At 44.5% G+C, this 14496-nt stretch carries 25 protein-coding genes; all 25 read left to right on the forward strand.

What is annotated here, in order from left to right; translation table 11 throughout:
* The first annotated feature begins 210 nt into the window (after positions 1-210).
* The 25 genes from ACFQ3J_RS26105 (at position 211) to rpmD (ending at position 14452) form a co-directional block, all read left to right on the forward strand.
* A complete protein-coding gene (locus ACFQ3J_RS26105) occupies positions 211-462 on the forward strand; it encodes a ribosomal L7Ae/L30e/S12e/Gadd45 family protein (protein ID WP_091161591.1) in 252 nt (83 codons plus the stop codon).
* A gap of 145 nt (positions 463-607) precedes the next feature.
* Positions 608-1030 carry a 30S ribosomal protein S12 gene (gene rpsL, locus ACFQ3J_RS26110; RefSeq protein WP_047914094.1) on the forward strand — a complete coding sequence of 141 codons (423 nt, stop codon included), beginning with the start codon at positions 608-610 and terminating at the stop codon, positions 1028-1030.
* A gap of 113 nt (positions 1031-1143) precedes the next feature.
* Complete coding sequence (gene rpsG / locus ACFQ3J_RS26115; protein WP_047914093.1) at positions 1144-1614, forward strand: 30S ribosomal protein S7; 471 nt, start codon at positions 1144-1146, stop codon at positions 1612-1614.
* 50 nt (positions 1615-1664) lie between these two features.
* Positions 1665-3740: an elongation factor G gene (gene fusA, locus ACFQ3J_RS26120; RefSeq protein ID WP_251584806.1), complete on the forward strand. Its 2076-nt coding sequence runs from the start codon at positions 1665-1667 to the stop codon at positions 3738-3740.
* Positions 3741-3841: 101 nt separating this feature from the next.
* A complete protein-coding gene (gene tuf / locus ACFQ3J_RS26125) occupies positions 3842-5032 on the forward strand; it encodes an elongation factor Tu (RefSeq protein ID WP_091161594.1) in 1191 nt (396 codons plus the stop codon).
* A 421-nt stretch (positions 5033-5453) separates the two neighbouring features.
* A complete protein-coding gene (gene rpsJ / locus ACFQ3J_RS26130) occupies positions 5454-5762 on the forward strand; it encodes a 30S ribosomal protein S10 (protein ID WP_005544556.1) in 309 nt (102 codons plus the stop codon).
* 38 nt (positions 5763-5800) lie between these two features.
* Positions 5801-6424, forward strand: coding sequence for a 50S ribosomal protein L3 (rplC, locus tag ACFQ3J_RS26135; protein WP_091161595.1), 624 nt, complete (start codon positions 5801-5803; stop codon positions 6422-6424).
* Between the two features lie 26 nt (positions 6425-6450).
* A complete protein-coding gene (rplD, locus tag ACFQ3J_RS26140; protein WP_047914089.1) occupies positions 6451-7074 on the forward strand; it encodes a 50S ribosomal protein L4 in 624 nt (207 codons plus the stop codon).
* Positions 7074-7364: a 50S ribosomal protein L23 gene (gene rplW, locus ACFQ3J_RS26145; RefSeq protein WP_091161597.1), complete on the forward strand. Its 291-nt coding sequence runs from the start codon at positions 7074-7076 to the stop codon at positions 7362-7364. Before rplD ends, rplW begins: the two co-directional genes overlap by 1 nt.
* A gap of 30 nt (positions 7365-7394) precedes the next feature.
* A complete protein-coding gene (gene rplB / locus ACFQ3J_RS26150; RefSeq protein ID WP_091161598.1) occupies positions 7395-8225 on the forward strand; it encodes a 50S ribosomal protein L2 in 831 nt (276 codons plus the stop codon).
* A 78-nt stretch (positions 8226-8303) separates the two neighbouring features.
* Positions 8304-8582 carry a 30S ribosomal protein S19 gene (gene rpsS / locus ACFQ3J_RS26155; RefSeq protein WP_076315702.1) on the forward strand — a complete coding sequence of 93 codons (279 nt, stop codon included), beginning with the start codon at positions 8304-8306 and terminating at the stop codon, positions 8580-8582.
* 39 nt (positions 8583-8621) lie between these two features.
* Positions 8622-8954 carry a 50S ribosomal protein L22 gene (gene rplV / locus ACFQ3J_RS26160; protein WP_047914085.1) on the forward strand — a complete coding sequence of 111 codons (333 nt, stop codon included), beginning with the start codon at positions 8622-8624 and terminating at the stop codon, positions 8952-8954.
* A gap of 13 nt (positions 8955-8967) precedes the next feature.
* Positions 8968-9633, forward strand: a complete 666-nt coding sequence (gene rpsC / locus ACFQ3J_RS26165; protein WP_076315703.1) for a 30S ribosomal protein S3 — start codon at positions 8968-8970, stop codon at positions 9631-9633.
* Between the two features lie 2 nt (positions 9634-9635).
* Positions 9636-10070: a 50S ribosomal protein L16 gene (gene rplP, locus ACFQ3J_RS26170; protein ID WP_047914083.1), complete on the forward strand. Its 435-nt coding sequence runs from the start codon at positions 9636-9638 to the stop codon at positions 10068-10070.
* Complete coding sequence (gene rpmC, locus ACFQ3J_RS26175; RefSeq protein ID WP_047914082.1) at positions 10060-10257, forward strand: 50S ribosomal protein L29; 198 nt, start codon at positions 10060-10062, stop codon at positions 10255-10257. The genes rplP and rpmC overlap by 11 nt, the downstream gene beginning before the upstream one ends.
* A 51-nt stretch (positions 10258-10308) precedes the next feature.
* The gene (gene rpsQ, locus ACFQ3J_RS26180) at positions 10309-10575 is read left to right on the forward strand and encodes a 30S ribosomal protein S17 (protein WP_076315704.1); all 267 of its coding nucleotides are present in this window, start codon (positions 10309-10311) and stop codon (positions 10573-10575) included.
* 34 nt (positions 10576-10609) lie between these two features.
* Positions 10610-10981 carry a 50S ribosomal protein L14 gene (gene rplN / locus ACFQ3J_RS26185; RefSeq protein WP_076315705.1) on the forward strand — a complete coding sequence of 124 codons (372 nt, stop codon included), beginning with the start codon at positions 10610-10612 and terminating at the stop codon, positions 10979-10981.
* Between the two features lie 72 nt (positions 10982-11053).
* On the forward strand, positions 11054-11407 hold the full coding sequence (gene rplX / locus ACFQ3J_RS26190; RefSeq protein WP_251584808.1) for a 50S ribosomal protein L24: 354 nt from the start codon (positions 11054-11056) through the stop codon (positions 11405-11407).
* Positions 11408-11439: 32 nt separating this feature from the next.
* On the forward strand, positions 11440-11979 hold the full coding sequence (rplE, locus tag ACFQ3J_RS26195) for a 50S ribosomal protein L5 (RefSeq protein ID WP_091161602.1): 540 nt from the start codon (positions 11440-11442) through the stop codon (positions 11977-11979).
* 71 nt (positions 11980-12050) lie between these two features.
* Positions 12051-12236 (forward strand): type Z 30S ribosomal protein S14, encoded by a 186-nt coding sequence (locus ACFQ3J_RS26200; protein ID WP_074961883.1) that lies wholly within the window; start codon positions 12051-12053, stop codon positions 12234-12236.
* A gap of 32 nt (positions 12237-12268) precedes the next feature.
* A complete protein-coding gene (gene rpsH, locus ACFQ3J_RS26205) occupies positions 12269-12667 on the forward strand; it encodes a 30S ribosomal protein S8 (protein WP_091161604.1) in 399 nt (132 codons plus the stop codon).
* Positions 12668-12699: 32 nt separating this feature from the next.
* Positions 12700-13242, forward strand: a complete 543-nt coding sequence (gene rplF, locus ACFQ3J_RS26210; RefSeq protein WP_091161606.1) for a 50S ribosomal protein L6 — start codon at positions 12700-12702, stop codon at positions 13240-13242.
* 118 nt (positions 13243-13360) lie between these two features.
* On the forward strand, positions 13361-13729 hold the full coding sequence (gene rplR, locus ACFQ3J_RS26215) for a 50S ribosomal protein L18 (protein ID WP_091161607.1): 369 nt from the start codon (positions 13361-13363) through the stop codon (positions 13727-13729).
* A gap of 27 nt (positions 13730-13756) precedes the next feature.
* Entirely contained in the window at positions 13757-14254 is a 498-nt protein-coding gene (rpsE, locus tag ACFQ3J_RS26220; RefSeq protein ID WP_091161609.1) for a 30S ribosomal protein S5, read from the forward strand.
* A gap of 12 nt (positions 14255-14266) precedes the next feature.
* Positions 14267-14452 carry a 50S ribosomal protein L30 gene (gene rpmD, locus ACFQ3J_RS26225; RefSeq protein WP_091161611.1) on the forward strand — a complete coding sequence of 62 codons (186 nt, stop codon included), beginning with the start codon at positions 14267-14269 and terminating at the stop codon, positions 14450-14452.
* The last annotated feature ends 44 nt before the right edge of the window (positions 14453-14496 follow it).

Here is a 14496-nt window from a genome sequence, read left to right on the forward strand (position 1 = left end):
ATAGCTCGAATTTGTCTGTATAAGGCGAATTCGATCGGTAAACACACCCGATTGTATATCAGGAGAGAAGCTTCATGCTTCCTCCTGATAATGCAATCTTAATGTTTAGAGTTTGATTGAATCTCTTGACAAAGAATGTGTTGTAATGCTAATATAGCAAAGGTGCGTGAGTAGCCGCATATTATCATGTCTTTTCGGAGGTATTGATAAATGTCGAATGACAACTTTTTGCAGGATGCTCATGTCAAGATCGGTACCAAGCAAACCATGAAGATGGTTGAATCAGGACTGGCTGCTGAGGTTTATGTAGCACAGGATGCTGATATGCGAATAACTTCAAAGATCAAGTCGCTATGTGAGAAGCATCAAGTGAAGCTGAATGTAGTCGACACGATGGAGCAGCTCGGCAAGGCTTGCGGAATTGAAGTGGGAGCGGCTATGGTGGCTGTATTGAAACAATAGGTATAAGAAGATGTTTTTGTCTGGAATGCAAGAGCTTCCTAACGGCAAAAACTTTTCATTTGTTCTTTTATGAACCGCCTGGGTCTGTGGACTTAAGAATTGAGGTTTATAAATAGAATGACGAATCTAGGAAGGGGGTGGCAACATGCCAACTATTAATCAGCTCGTTCGTAAAGGACGTCAAGCAAAGATCTACAAATCCAAATCTCCAGCGTTGCAAAAAGGCTTCAATGCCCTAAAACGTGAGTCTACTGATATCAGTGCTCCGCAAAAACGTGGTGTTTGTACTCGTGTAGGTACGATGACTCCGAAGAAACCGAACTCCGCGCTTCGTAAATATGCCCGTGTACGTTTGACTAACCGTATTGAGGTTACTGCTTACATCCCAGGTATCGGACACAACTTGCAAGAGCACAGTGTCGTTCTGATCCGCGGTGGTCGGGTTAAAGACCTTCCGGGTGTACGTTACCATATCGTTCGTGGTGCGCTTGATACTGCAGGTGTTAACAACCGTATGCAAGCTCGCTCCAAGTATGGTGCGAAACGCCCTAAAGCTAAAAAAGCGTAAGATCAATGCATTGATTTTACAGTCAGTAAGCCGTTTGCGAATAAGCGCTTCGGTTACAGAACAACAACAACAACAAATTAAGAATATTAAACATGCAAGAAAGGGGGATATCCATGCCACGCAAAGGTCCAGTTACCAAAAGAGACGTGTTGCCTGATCCGGTGTACAATAGCAAACTTGTTACTCGTCTGATCAACCGCATCATGCTTGATGGAAAACGTGGTGTTGCTCAAAGCATTCTTTACAATGCGTTCAACTTGATTCAAGAACGTACGGGTAAAGATCCTATGGAAGTTTTTGAAGCAGCTATCAAAAATATTATGCCGGTTCTGGAAGTTAAAGCTCGTCGTGTCGGCGGTGCTAACTACCAAGTACCTATCGAGGTTAAACCGGAAAGACGTACTTCCCTTGGTCTACGTTGGCTCGTAAACTACTCCCGCAGCCGCGGTGAGAAAACAATGGAAGAGCGTTTGGCAGCTGAGATTATCGACGCTTCCAACAACACTGGTGCTTCCGTTAAGAAACGTGAAGACACACACAAAATGGCTGAAGCGAACAAAGCGTTTGCTCACTACCGTTGGTAGGATTTATCAGTCTTTAAAATATAACTTCATTTTGAAGGGAGACCCATGTCATGGCAAGAGAGTTCTCCTTGAAAAATACACGTAACATCGGGATCATGGCGCATATTGACGCCGGTAAAACTACTACCACTGAGCGGATCTTGTTCTACACAGGCCGTACGCACAAAATCGGGGAAGTTCACGAGGGTGCTGCGACTATGGACTGGATGGAGCAGGAACAGGAGCGCGGGATCACGATTACTTCCGCTGCTACGACCGCTCAATGGAAAGGTCACCGCGTTAATATCATTGATACCCCGGGACACGTTGACTTCACAGTAGAAGTTGAACGTTCCCTTCGTGTATTGGACGGAGCAGTAGGTGTTTTCAGTGCGAAAGAAGGCGTTGAGCCTCAGTCTGAAACTGTATGGAGACAGGCTGACCGTTATGGCGTACCTCGTATCGCATATGTAAACAAAATGGATATCATCGGTGCAGATTACCTTAACGTTGTAAAGGATATGCGCGAGCGTCTTCAAGCAAATGCTGTTGCTATTCAGCTTCCAATCGGTGCTGAGAATGATTTCATTGGTATCATTGATATCGTTGAGCAAAAAGCATATATGTATAAAGACGATCTTGGTAAAGACATCGAAGAAACTGCAATTCCTGCAGAATATGCAGATCAAGTTGAAGAGCTTCGTATGGAACTGATCGAGAAAGTAGCAGAGCTTGATGAAGATCTGACTATGAAATACCTAGAAGGCGAAGAACTCACTGTTGATGAGATCAAATCCGCTCTTCGTAAAGGGGTAGTAGAAGTTAAAATCTTCCCAGTTATCTGTGGATCTTCTTACCGTAACAAAGGTGTTCAGCTGATGCTGGATGCGGTTCTAGACTATCTGCCAGCTCCAATTGATGTTCCTGACATCAAAGGTCATCTGGAAGATGGGACAGAAGCGATTCGTAAATCTTCTGACGAAGAGCCGTTCTCGGCACTTGCGTTCAAGATTATGACGGATCCTTATGTAGGTAAACTGACATTCTTCCGCGTATACTCCGGTGTTCTTACATCTGGATCCTACGTATTGAATGCAACTAAAGGAAAACGCGAACGTATCGGCCGTATCCTTCAAATGCACGCGAACAGCCGTCAAGAAATCACTGAAGTATATGCTGGTGATATCGCATCTGCTGTAGGTTTGAAAGATACAGGTACAGGTGATACACTATGTGATGAGAAGAATCCGGTAATTCTGGAGTCTATGAACTTCCCTGATCCGGTTATTCAAATCGCGGTTGAACCAAAAACCAAAGCTGACCAAGACAAAATGTCTGTTGCTCTCGGTAAGTTGACTGAAGAGGATCCAACTCTTCGTGCACATACTGATGAAGAAACAGGTCAAACTATTTTGGCTGGTATGGGTGAGCTTCACCTTGATATCATCATCGACCGTATGCGTCGTGAGTTCAAAGTGGACACAAACATTGGTCAACCACAGGTTGCTTACCGTGAAACATTCCGTCAAGCAGCGCGCGTTGAAGGTAAATTCGTACGTCAGTCCGGTGGCCGCGGTCAGTATGGACACGTATGGGTTGAATTCGAGCCGCTTGAAGCGGGTAGCGGTAACCAATTCGACAGCAAAATTGTGGGTGGATCTGTACCACGTGAATACGTTGGTCCTGCTCAACAAGGTATTGAAGAAGCTATGAAAAATGGTGTCCTTGCAGGATTCCCACTTGTAGACGTTAAAGCTACAATCGTAGACGGTTCATACCATGATGTCGATTCCAACGAGATGGCGTTTAAAATTGCCGGATCAATGGCGCTTAAAGCAGCTAAAGACAAGTGTAAAGCTGTCCTGCTTGAGCCAATCATGAAAGTGGAAGTTACTGTTCCAGAAGAGTACATGGGTGACGTAATGGGTATGCTGAACTCCCGTCGCGGTAGAATCGAAGGTATGGATTCCCGTGGTGGTACGCAAATCATTCGTGCTAAAGTACCTCTCTCTGAAATGTTTGGATACTCCACAACTCTCCGTTCTGGTACACAAGGACGCGGAGTGTTCTCCATGGAACTTTCTCACTACGAAGAAGTACCAAGAACAATCTCCGAGGAAATCGTGTCCAAAGTTAAGGGAGAATAAGTTTTACTCACTGATGTACACAGCGTCATAAGGTTTACTTATGGTGCTGTAGACACAGTGCCAACATATAATATAAACCACTTTAAGGAGGCCACGTTCAAATGGCAAAGGCTAAATTCGAACGTAATAAACCACACGTTAACATTGGTACTATTGGTCACGTTGACCATGGTAAAACTACTTTGACTGCAGCAATCACTACTGTATTGTCCAAAACTTACGGCGGTGCAGCAGTTGCATTCGATCAAATCGACAAAGCTCCAGAAGAGCGCGAACGCGGTATCACAATCTCTACTGCACACGTAGAGTACGAAACTGATGCACGTCACTATGCACACGTTGACTGCCCAGGTCACGCCGACTATGTTAAAAACATGATCACTGGTGCTGCACAAATGGACGGAGCGATCCTGGTTGTATCCGCAGCTGACGGTCCTATGCCGCAAACTCGTGAGCACATCCTTCTGTCCCGCCAAGTAGGCGTACCTTACATCGTAGTATTCTTGAACAAATGCGACATGGTAGAAGACGAAGAACTTCTTGAACTGGTTGAAATGGAAGTTCGCGACCTTCTTAGCGAATACGACTTCCCAGGTGATGACACTCCAATCACTCGTGGATCTGCTCGTGAAGCTCTTCAAAACCCAGATGGCGAGTGGGCTCAAAAAATCATTGAGATGTTCAAAGAGATCGACACTTACATCCCAACTCCTGAGCGCGACACTGACAAGCCTTTCTTGATGCCTGTCGAGGACGTATTCTCCATCACTGGTCGTGGTACAGTTGCTACAGGCCGTGTAGAGCGTGGTACTGTTAAAGTCGGCGATGAAATCGAAATCGTTGGTATCGCTGAAGAGTCCAAAAAATCCGTAGTAACGGGCGTTGAAATGTTCCGTAAACTTCTGGATTCCGCTCAAGCGGGTGACAACATCGGAGCATTGCTTCGTGGTGTAGACCGTGCTCAAATCGAGCGTGGACAAGTGCTTTCCAAACCAGGTTCAGTTAAACCTCATACTGAGTTCACTGCTCAAGTATACGTTCTGACTAAAGAAGAAGGTGGCCGTCATAAGCCTTTCTTCACTGGATACCGTCCTCAGTTCTACTTCCGTACAACTGACGTAACGGGTATCATCAACCTGCCAGAAGGTACTGAAATGGTTATGCCTGGCGACAACATCGAAGTAACAGTATCCCTGATCGCTCCAATCGCTATCGAAGAAGGAACTAAGTTCTCTATTCGTGAAGGTGGACGTACAGTAGGCGCTGGTGCGGTAGCAACAATCATTAAATAATTTGGCTGCAAGCCGAATCATATAAAGTAACAGTGTACTGTAATGAGCAACAGTGTATCGGAACGAACAAAAGGATCTTGGCGTTAATCGCCAAGATCCTTTTTCTATATAAGAAATTCATTTTCATAAATTACCTTTGGCTTTTTAGAGCTCTATCATATATAATAATTCGAGTTGCGATTCGGGAAGTGCATTCGAGAAAATAGGAAACTGAAGTCGATTCAGAATTTTATTTATCTTTTTTATATAAAAGCTTGCATTGCGCCTAAGTTTTCTATATAATAATGAATGTTGTTCTGTGACGTTGCGATGATGTGAGAGGTTACTGACACACCCGGCCCCTTTGCCATGGGAGAGTGGGTCAGAAAATTTTCACGGAGTATGTCCGATATTAAATTGGGCGATAGAAGGAGGGACTAAAATGGCAAAGCAAAAAATTCGTATTCGTTTGAAAGCTTACGACCACAGAATTCTTGATCAATCCGCTGAGAAAATTGTTGAAACGGCAAAACGTTCGGGTGCAGGTGTATCCGGTCCGATTCCGCTTCCAACTGAGAAACAAATTATTACTATTCTCCGTGCGGTACACAAGTACAAGGATTCCCGGGAGCAATTCGAAATGCGCACACATAAGCGTTTGATCGATATTGTTAACCCAACTCCACAAACTGTGGATGCCTTGATGCGCTTGGATCTGCCGTCCGGTGTAGATATCGAAATTAAATTGTAATCTAGTAATGTATTAATGGAAGGAAAAGAGGTGTCAACATGAAAGGTATCTTAGGTAAAAAACTAGGCATGACGCAAGTGTTTACTCCAGAAGGTAACGTAATCCCTGTTACAGTTATTGAAGCAGGTCCATCTGTTGTCTTGCAAAAGAAAGACCTTGAGAACGACGGCTATGAAGCGGTTCAACTAGGTTATGCCGATAAGAAAGAAAAAAGTGCTAACAAACCTGAAACAGGACATGCGAAAAAAGCTAATACAGCTCCTAAGCGCTACGTTCGCGAACTCCGCGGTGTTGATCTTGCGGGATTCGAGGTTGGCCAAGAAATTAAAGCAGACATCTTCGCTGAAGGCGAATTTGTTGACGTAACAGGAATCTCCAAAGGTAAAGGTTTTGCCGGCGTTATCAAACGTTGGGGACAAAGCACTGGACCTATGTCTCACGGTTCCCGTTATCATAGAGGTCCTGGTTCCATGGGTTCCATCCAAGCGAACCGTGTTCCTAAAGGTAAACACCTTCCGGGACATATGGGTCATGAGACAATCACAATTCAACGTCTTGAAGTTATCAAAGTAGACGCTGAGCGTAACGTATTGCTTGTTAAAGGTTCTATTCCTGGACCGAAAAACAGCTTCGTTAAAATTAGAGAATCGGTGAAGAAATAATCACCTAAAGAAAGGAGGAACACAAAATGCCAAAAGTAGCACTTTTTAATGTCAGTGGTAGCCAAGTAGGAGAAGTTGAACTGAACGATGCAGTATTCGGAATTGAGCCGAACACCCATGTACTTCACGATGCTGTTGTTATGCAACGCGCTTCCCTGCGTCAAGGTACACACAAAGTAAAAGGACGTTCTGAAGTACGCGGCGGTGGACGTAAGCCTTGGAAACAAAAAGGTACTGGACGCGCTCGTCAAGGTTCGATCCGTGCACCACAATGGGTAGGCGGCGGTACTGTGTTTGGTCCAACACCACGCAGCTATGCGTTCAAACTGCCTAAGAAAGTTCGTCGTCTGGCGATTAAATCCGCTTTGTCTTCCAAAGTGATTGATAACGAAATTATCGTTCTGGATGCTCTTGCTCTGAATGCACCGAAAACTAAAGAGTTTGCAGCTATTTTGAATAACCTCAAAGTAGATCGCAAAGCTTTGATCGTTGCTCCGGGCTATGATGATAATGTTGCTCTTTCCGCAAGAAATATTCCTGGTGTGAAATTTGTAGCGGCTGACGGCATTAATGTTCTTGACGTACTTACGTACGACAAACTGATCATTACGAAAGAAGCAGTTCAGAAGGTAGAGGAGGTGCTCGCGTAATGAAGAATCCTCGTGACATTATTAAACGTCCGGTGATTACTGAACGTACAGCTGATATGATGGCCGACTTGAAATATGTATTTGAAGTCGATATCCGTGCGAACAAAACCGAAATCAAAGCTGCTGTTGAAGAAATCTTCAACGTTAAAGTGAAAAACGTGAACACTCTTCGCGTACCTGGTAAGTTGAAACGCTACGGACGTTACTCTGGATACACTCCTGAGTGGAAAAAAGCATTCGTAACTTTGACTCCAGACAGCAAAGCTCTTGAGTTCTTTGAATCGGTATAATAAGAAACTTGAAGTAAGGAGGGAAAATCAGTGCCAATCAAAAAGTACAAACCGACGTCTCCGGCTAGACGTAACATGTCTGTGTCTACTTTTGAAGAGATCACAACAAATCAGCCAGAGAAATCGCTGCTTGCTCCACTGAGCAAAACAGCTGGCCGTAACAACCAAGGTAAAATTACGGTTCGTCATCATGGCGGCGGACACAAACGTAAATACCGTATTATTGATTTTAAACGTACTAAAGATGGAATACCGGGCCGCGTTGCTACAATCGAGTATGACCCGAACCGTACTTCCAACATCGCTCTGATCCATTATGCAGATGGTGAGAAACGTTACATCATCGCTCCTAAAGGACTTAAAGTAGGGGATCAAATCGAATCCGGACCTAGCTCCGACATCAAAACAGGTAACGCATTGCCACTTGAGAACATTCCAGTAGGTACCGTTATCCACAACATCGAACTTCAACCAGGTAAAGGTGGACAATTGGTTCGCGCAGCTGGTACTGAAGCTCAACTTCTTGGTAAAGAAGAAAAATATGTAACAGTTCGTCTTTCTTCCGGTGAAGTACGCCGCATCCTTAAAACTTGCCGCGCTACAATCGGATCTGTTGGTAACGAAGATCACGAACTTATTAAAATCGGTAAAGCAGGCCGTAGCCGCTGGCTCGGACAACGTCCTGAAGTTCGCGGGGTAGTAATGAACCCTAACGATCACCCTCACGGTGGTGGTGAAGGACGCGCTCCAATCGGACGTAAATCGCCAATGTCTCCATGGGGTAAACCAACTCTTGGTTACAAAACGCGTAAGAAAAACAAAGCTTCTGACAAATACATCGTTCGCCGCCGCACGAAGTAATACACAGTCTATCTGTGCATAACTTCGCGCGAGCGATCGTGAATGAACGAGAACATTGGATGAAGGGAGGATTTACACATGAGTCGCAGTCTTAAAAAAGGGCCATTCGTAGATGGCTACCTGTTGAAAAAAGTAGAAGACATGAACGAGTCTGGCAAAAAGCTGGTGATCAAAACTTGGTCCCGTCGTTCTACAATTTTCCCACAATTCATTGGACATACGTTTGGTGTGTATGACGGCCGTAAACACGTTCCTGTATATGTAACGGAAGATATGGTTGGACACAAGCTGGGTGAGTTCGCTCCTACGCGTACTTATAAAGGCCATGCAGCAGACGATAAGAAGACTAGAAGATAAATGATCATCAAGCGCTAATGTTTGAGAGGAGGTTAAACAATGGAAGCAAAAGCACATGCCAAGTTTATTCGGATTGCTCCTCGTAAAGTTCAACTCGTTGTTGACTTGATTCGCGGCAAGCAAGTGGGCGAGGCGATCGCGATTCTGCGCCACACTCCAAAATCCGCTTCTCCAGTAGTTGAGAAGTTGCTGAACTCTGCTATCGCAAACGCGGAGCACAACTACTCCCTGGATGTTAACAAACTGGTTATCTCGCAAGCTTACGTAAACCAAGGTCCGACAATGAAACGTTTCCGCCCTCGTGCAATGGGACGTGCAAGCCGGATCAACAAACGCACTAGCCACATTACTTTGGTGGTATCTGAAAAATAAGGAGGGAAAACGTGTGGGACAAAAGGTAAATCCCGTTGGACTCCGTATTGGTGTCATTCGTGACTGGGAATCCAAATGGTACGCAGGCAAAGATTTCGGTGATCTCTTGCTGGAAGACGTTAAAATTCGTGAATACCTGAAAAATAAATTGAAAGATTCCGCAGTATCTCGTATTGAAATCGAGAGAGCGGCTAACCGTGTCAACGTAACGATCCACACTGCTAAACCAGGAATGGTTATCGGTAAAGGTGGTTCTGAAGTTGAAATTCTCCGTGGTCAGATCACGAAGATTGCTGGCGGTAAGAAAGTTCATATCAACATCTCTGAAATCAAACAACCAGACCTTGACGCAATTCTCGTTGCTGAAAGCATTGCACAACAATTGGAACGCCGTGTTTCTTTCCGTCGTGCTCTGAAACAAGCAATTCAAAGAACTATGCGTGCAGGTGCTAAAGGTATCAAAACACAAGTAGGCGGACGTCTTGGCGGTGCTGAGATCGCACGTTCTGAAGGCTACAGTGAAGGAACTGTTCCACTGCACACGCTTCGTGCCGACATCGACTATGGTACAGCAGAAGCTCATACAACTTACGGCCGTCTTGGCGTGAAAGTATGGATCTATCGTGGAGAGGTTCTTCCTACGGCTAAGAAACAAGCTGCTAAGGAAGGAGGCAACTAATCATGTTGGTGCCAAAACGCGTAAAACACCGCAAGCAACAACGCGGTCACATGAAAGGTCAAGCTAAAGGCGGAACTACACTGAACTTTGGTGAGTACGGTCTGCAAGCAACTGAACCATCTTGGATTACGAACCGTCAGATCGAGGCTGCTCGTATCGCGATGACTCGTTACATCAAACGTGGTGGTAAAGTTTGGATTAAAATCTTCCCAGACAAACCTATTACTCAAAAGCCTCTCGAAGTACGTATGGGTAGTGGTAAAGGTAATGTTGAGAAATGGGTTGCTGTTGTAAAACCAGGTAAGATCATGTTCGAGCTTTCTGGTGTATCTGAAGAAGTTGCTCGCGAAGCAATGCGTCTGGCTGCTCACAAGCTGCCAATCAAGACGAAGTTCGTGAAACGTGAAGAATTGGGTGGTGAAGTAAATGAAGGCTAGTGAATTCCGCAACCTAACCACTGCTGAAATTGAGCAAAAGATTGCCGGATTTAAAGAAGAACTCTTTAACCTCCGCTTTCAACTCGCTACCGGTCAGCTTGATAACCCGACACGTATTCGTGACGTACGTAAAGAAATTGCACGTGCTAAAACGATCATCCGTGAAAGAGAACTTGGGATTAGCTAATAAATAGTACCGGATGGAACATCCGTCTGTAATTGAGGAAGGAGGCCAACAATGAGCGAAGAACGTAACGCACGTCGAGTGCAAATCGGTAAAGTGGTTAGCGACAAAATGGACAAAACAATCGTGGTTGCTGTAGAAACCTACAAAAAGCATGACTTGTACCATAAACGCATCAAATACACGAAAAAGTTCAAAGCACATGATGAAAATAACACTGCGAAAATCGGTGATACTGTTAAAATCATGGAAACTCGTCCTTTGTCGAAAGACAAAAACTGGAGACTTGTTGAAGTCGTAGAAAAAGCGGTTATCATTTAATGGTATTCAGCTTTGCTGAAAGGAGGAAAACAAGATGATTCAACCATTTACACGTTTGGCTGTAGCTGACAACTCTGGTGCGAAGGAACTGATGTGTATCCGCGTACTGGGTGGTACGGGACGTAGTCGTACAGCACAAATCGGAGACCTGATCGTTTGTTCAGTCAAACAAGCAACACCAGGCGGCGTTGTCAAAAAAGGTGATGTAGTAAGAGCGGTAGTTGTTCGTACGAAACGTTCTGTTCGTCGTAAAGACGGATCTTACATTGCATTTGATGAGAATGCAGCAGTTGTTGTTAAGGAAGACAGAAGCCCACGCGGAACTCGTATTTTCGGACCAGTTGCTCGCGAACTTCGCGAGAAAGACTACATGAAGATCGTTTCCTTGGCTCCAGAAGTTATCTAATGAACGTATATTGATCCTTGTATAAAGGATTCGATTCATACTTGTTCACGCAAGTCATAGGAGGTGTACGAAATGGCAAAAGTGAAAAAAGTCCTGGAATCTCATAACAACAAGTTGCACGTCAAAAAAGACGACACTGTTATGGTGATCAGCGGTAAAGACAAAGGCAAAAAAGGCCGTGTCATCGCAGCTTATCCTCGTGAGAATCGCGTTCTTGTTGAAGGTGTTAACCTCGTGAAGAAACACCAAAAGCCTAACCAGCTGAATCCACAAGGCGGCATCATCGAGAAAGAAGCTCCAATCCATGTATCGAACGTGATGCACATTGATCCGAAGAGCGGAAATGTAACTCGTATTGGTTACAATGTTTTAGACAACGGCAATAAAGTACGCGTTGCTAAACGTTCCGGAGAATCGATCGACTAATGTAATCGAATGAGAAAGGAGGTCCATAATTCATGGCAAGAATGAAAGAACGTTTTCTGAATGAAGTAACTCCTGCTTTGATGCAGAAGTTTGAATACAGCACAGTAATGCAAGTTCCTAAAATCGAGAAAGTGGTAATCAACATGGGTGTGGGCGACGCTGTCCAAAACTCCAAAGTACTTGATTCCGCTGTGAACGATATGCAGCTGATCTCTGGTCAAAAACCAGTAATCACTAAAGCTAAAAAATCGATCGCCGGTTTTAAACTTCGTGAGAACATGCCAATCGGGGTTAAAGTAACATTGCGCGGAGAGCGTATGTACCACTTCCTTGATAAACTGTTCAACATCACTCTACCTCGTGTACGTGACTTCCAAGGCGTATCGAACAAAGCGTTCGATGGTCGCGGTAACTACACACTTGGACTTAAAGAACAACTCATCTTCCCAGAGATTGAGTATGATAAAGTCGACAAAGTGCGCGGTATGGATATCGTAATCGTAACTACAGCTAAAACGGACGAAGAGTCCCGCGAATTGCTTACTCAACTTGGTATGCCATTCGCAAAGTAAGAAATAACAGTATCCGGGAATCCAGCTAGGGTCCCGAATTCTCCGAAATTATTTAGGAGGTGTCAGGCTAAGTGGCAAAAACTTCAATGAAAGTTAAACAACAACGCACACCGAAGTACAAAGTTCGTGCTTATACACGTTGTGAACGTTGCGGTCGTCCACATTCTGTATTGCAGAAGTTTAAAATTTGCAGAATTTGTTTCCGTGAATTAGCTTATAAAGGCCAGATCCCTGGCGTGAAAAAAGCAAGCTGGTAAAAAGTCCTGAACGGGAAGGAGGTTTACACACAATGACTATGTCTGATCCAATTGCAGATATGCTTACTCGCATTCGTAATGCGAACACAGTTCGTCACGAAACGGTAGAAATGCCTGCTTCGACGATGAAAAAACAAATCGCTGAAATCCTGAAGCGCGAAGGTTTCATCCGTGATGCAGAATATGTGGATGATAACAAACAAGGCATCATCCGTATCTTCTTGAAATACGGTCAAAACAACGAGCGTGTTATTACTGGTCTGAAAAGAATCAGTAAACCAGGTCTTCGCGTTTACACGAAAAGCAATGAAGTACCTCGCGTACTTGGTGGTCTCGGAATCGCGATCATCTCTACTTCCAAAGGTATAATGACAGATAAAGAAGCTCGTCAAGCTAAATCTGGCGGCGAAGTTGTCTGCTACGTTTGGTAATATAAAGTCACAGAACAAGGAGGTGCAACAACATGTCCCGTATTGGTCGTAAACCAATTACAGTACCAAGTGGCGTAGAAGTCACTCTGGACAACACCGCTATCACGGTTAAAGGTCCTAAAGGTACACTTACACGCGAACTTCATAAAGAAATGAAGGTTGCCGTTGAAAATAATGAAATTACTGTAACACGTCCTTCTGATAACAAAACACATCGTTCTTTGCACGGTACTACTCGTTCCGTAGTAAATAACATGGTGCTTGGCGTAACTGAAGGATTCTCCAAATCTCTGGAACTGGTTGGGGTCGGATATCGTGCAAGCAAATCCGGAGATAAAATCGTGCTGAACGTAGGTTACTCCCATCCGGTAGAAATCACACCGGAACCGGGTATTGAGTTCGAAGTTCCTTCGAACACTAAAATCATCGTTCGTGGAATCAACAAAGAGCGCGTAGGTGCTTATGCAGCTGAAATCCGCTCTGTGCGCGAACCTGAGCCTTATAAAGGTAAAGGGATTAAATATGAAGGCGAACGCATCATCCGTAAGGAAGGTAAAGCCGGTAAGAAGAAATAAGATTTCTTACCGACTTTGTGCCGTCCCCTGGCTTTTCAGGAGATGCTCGTGTTTCTAATATACCCTGTGCGTCTTAATGTGAAGCTACTCAAGGCTAACTGAAGGGAGGAAACGTGAAATGATTACTAAACAAGATAAGAACAAAGTGCGTCTGAAAAGACATATCCGTGTTCGTGGTAAAATTTCTGGTACGGCTGAGCGTCCACGTTTGAACGTGTTCCGTTCCGATAAACATATCTATGCTCAACTGATCGATGATGTAGCAGGTGTAACGATTGTATCTGCATCGACTGTAGACAAAGAAATCAGCGGCGAAATCACAAACGGTGGTAACGTTGAGGCAGCTAAGAAAGTTGGCGCTCTCGTTGCTAAACGTGCGAAAGAAAAAGGATACACTAACATCGTTTTCGATCGTGGTGGCTACCTTTATCATGGACGTATTCAAGCTTTGGCTGATGCTGCTCGTGAAGCAGGGCTTGAATTCTAAGATATTTTTTAAAAGGAGGTTAACGACTTGCGTGTAGATCCTAACACTTTAGAACTCACTGAAAGAGTTGTAAATATTAATCGCGTTGCTAAAGTAGTAAAAGGCGGACGTCGTTTCAGCTTCAGCGCTCTGGTAGTTGTCGGTGATGGCAACGGCTGGGTTGGAGCTGGTATCGGTAAAGCAGGCGAAGTACCTGATGCAATCCGCAAAGGTATTGAAGATGCTAAGAAAAATCTAATCCACGTACCACTCGTAGGAACAACAATTCCTCACTTGATCACTGGTAAATTCGGAGCTGGCCGTGTTCTTTTGAAACCAGCTTCTGAAGGTACTGGGGTTATCGCTGGTGGTCCAGTTCGTGCCGTTCTGGAACTTGCTGGTGTGGGTGACATTTTGACAAAATCACTGGGTTCTTCGAATTCCATGAACATGGTCAATGCGACCTTGGAAGGTTTGTCCCGCTTGAAACGCGCTGAAGATGTAGCGAAATTGCGTGGAAAAACTGTCGAAGAGCTTCGGGGCTAAGGAGGGAATCTCATGGCTAAACTGGAAATTACCCTCGTTCGCAGTTTGATCGGACGTCCTGAGACACAAAGAACGACTGTTAACACACTCGGTCTTCGTAAACTCAACCAAACTGTGGTTCATAACGACAATGCTGCGATCCGCGGTATGGTGAATAAAGTAAGTCACTTGGTTTCTGTTAAAGAAATCGAGGCATAAGGAATAGCATTATAGGGCTTGTTCCCACAAATCATTAAGGAGGT

The organism is Paenibacillus provencensis, assembly GCF_042678545.1.
Taxonomy (GTDB): domain Bacteria; phylum Bacillota; class Bacilli; order Paenibacillales; family Paenibacillaceae; genus Paenibacillus; species Paenibacillus provencensis.

What these genes read in the sequence shown, in the direction of transcription:
- rplW (WP_091161597.1), top strand. Translation starts at nt 7,074, where the DNA reads ATGAAGAATCCTCGTGACATTATTAAACGTCCGGTGATTACTGAACGT.
- rpsH (WP_091161604.1), top strand. Translation starts at nt 12,269, where the DNA reads ATGACTATGTCTGATCCAATTGCAGATATGCTTACTCGCATTCGTAAT.
- rpmC (WP_047914082.1), top strand. Translation starts at nt 10,060, where the DNA reads ATGAAGGCTAGTGAATTCCGCAACCTAACCACTGCTGAAATTGAGCAA.
- rpmD (WP_091161611.1), top strand. Translation starts at nt 14,267, where the DNA reads ATGGCTAAACTGGAAATTACCCTCGTTCGCAGTTTGATCGGACGTCCT.
- ACFQ3J_RS26105 (WP_091161591.1), top strand. Translation starts at nt 211, where the DNA reads ATGTCGAATGACAACTTTTTGCAGGATGCTCATGTCAAGATCGGTACC.
- tuf (WP_091161594.1), top strand. Translation starts at nt 3,842, where the DNA reads ATGGCAAAGGCTAAATTCGAACGTAATAAACCACACGTTAACATTGGT.
- rplN (WP_076315705.1), top strand. Translation starts at nt 10,610, where the DNA reads ATGATTCAACCATTTACACGTTTGGCTGTAGCTGACAACTCTGGTGCG.
- rplX (WP_251584808.1), top strand. Translation starts at nt 11,054, where the DNA reads ATGGCAAAAGTGAAAAAAGTCCTGGAATCTCATAACAACAAGTTGCAC.
- rplD (WP_047914089.1), top strand. Translation starts at nt 6,451, where the DNA reads ATGCCAAAAGTAGCACTTTTTAATGTCAGTGGTAGCCAAGTAGGAGAA.
- rpsG (WP_047914093.1), top strand. Translation starts at nt 1,144, where the DNA reads ATGCCACGCAAAGGTCCAGTTACCAAAAGAGACGTGTTGCCTGATCCG.
- rpsJ (WP_005544556.1), top strand. Translation starts at nt 5,454, where the DNA reads ATGGCAAAGCAAAAAATTCGTATTCGTTTGAAAGCTTACGACCACAGA.
- rpsS (WP_076315702.1), top strand. Translation starts at nt 8,304, where the DNA reads ATGAGTCGCAGTCTTAAAAAAGGGCCATTCGTAGATGGCTACCTGTTG.
- fusA (WP_251584806.1), top strand. Translation starts at nt 1,665, where the DNA reads ATGGCAAGAGAGTTCTCCTTGAAAAATACACGTAACATCGGGATCATG.
- rplF (WP_091161606.1), top strand. Translation starts at nt 12,700, where the DNA reads ATGTCCCGTATTGGTCGTAAACCAATTACAGTACCAAGTGGCGTAGAA.
- rplR (WP_091161607.1), top strand. Translation starts at nt 13,361, where the DNA reads ATGATTACTAAACAAGATAAGAACAAAGTGCGTCTGAAAAGACATATC.
- rpsL (WP_047914094.1), top strand. Translation starts at nt 608, where the DNA reads ATGCCAACTATTAATCAGCTCGTTCGTAAAGGACGTCAAGCAAAGATC.
- rpsQ (WP_076315704.1), top strand. Translation starts at nt 10,309, where the DNA reads ATGAGCGAAGAACGTAACGCACGTCGAGTGCAAATCGGTAAAGTGGTT.
- rplE (WP_091161602.1), top strand. Translation starts at nt 11,440, where the DNA reads ATGGCAAGAATGAAAGAACGTTTTCTGAATGAAGTAACTCCTGCTTTG.
- rplV (WP_047914085.1), top strand. Translation starts at nt 8,622, where the DNA reads ATGGAAGCAAAAGCACATGCCAAGTTTATTCGGATTGCTCCTCGTAAA.
- rplC (WP_091161595.1), top strand. Translation starts at nt 5,801, where the DNA reads ATGAAAGGTATCTTAGGTAAAAAACTAGGCATGACGCAAGTGTTTACT.
- rplP (WP_047914083.1), top strand. Translation starts at nt 9,636, where the DNA reads ATGTTGGTGCCAAAACGCGTAAAACACCGCAAGCAACAACGCGGTCAC.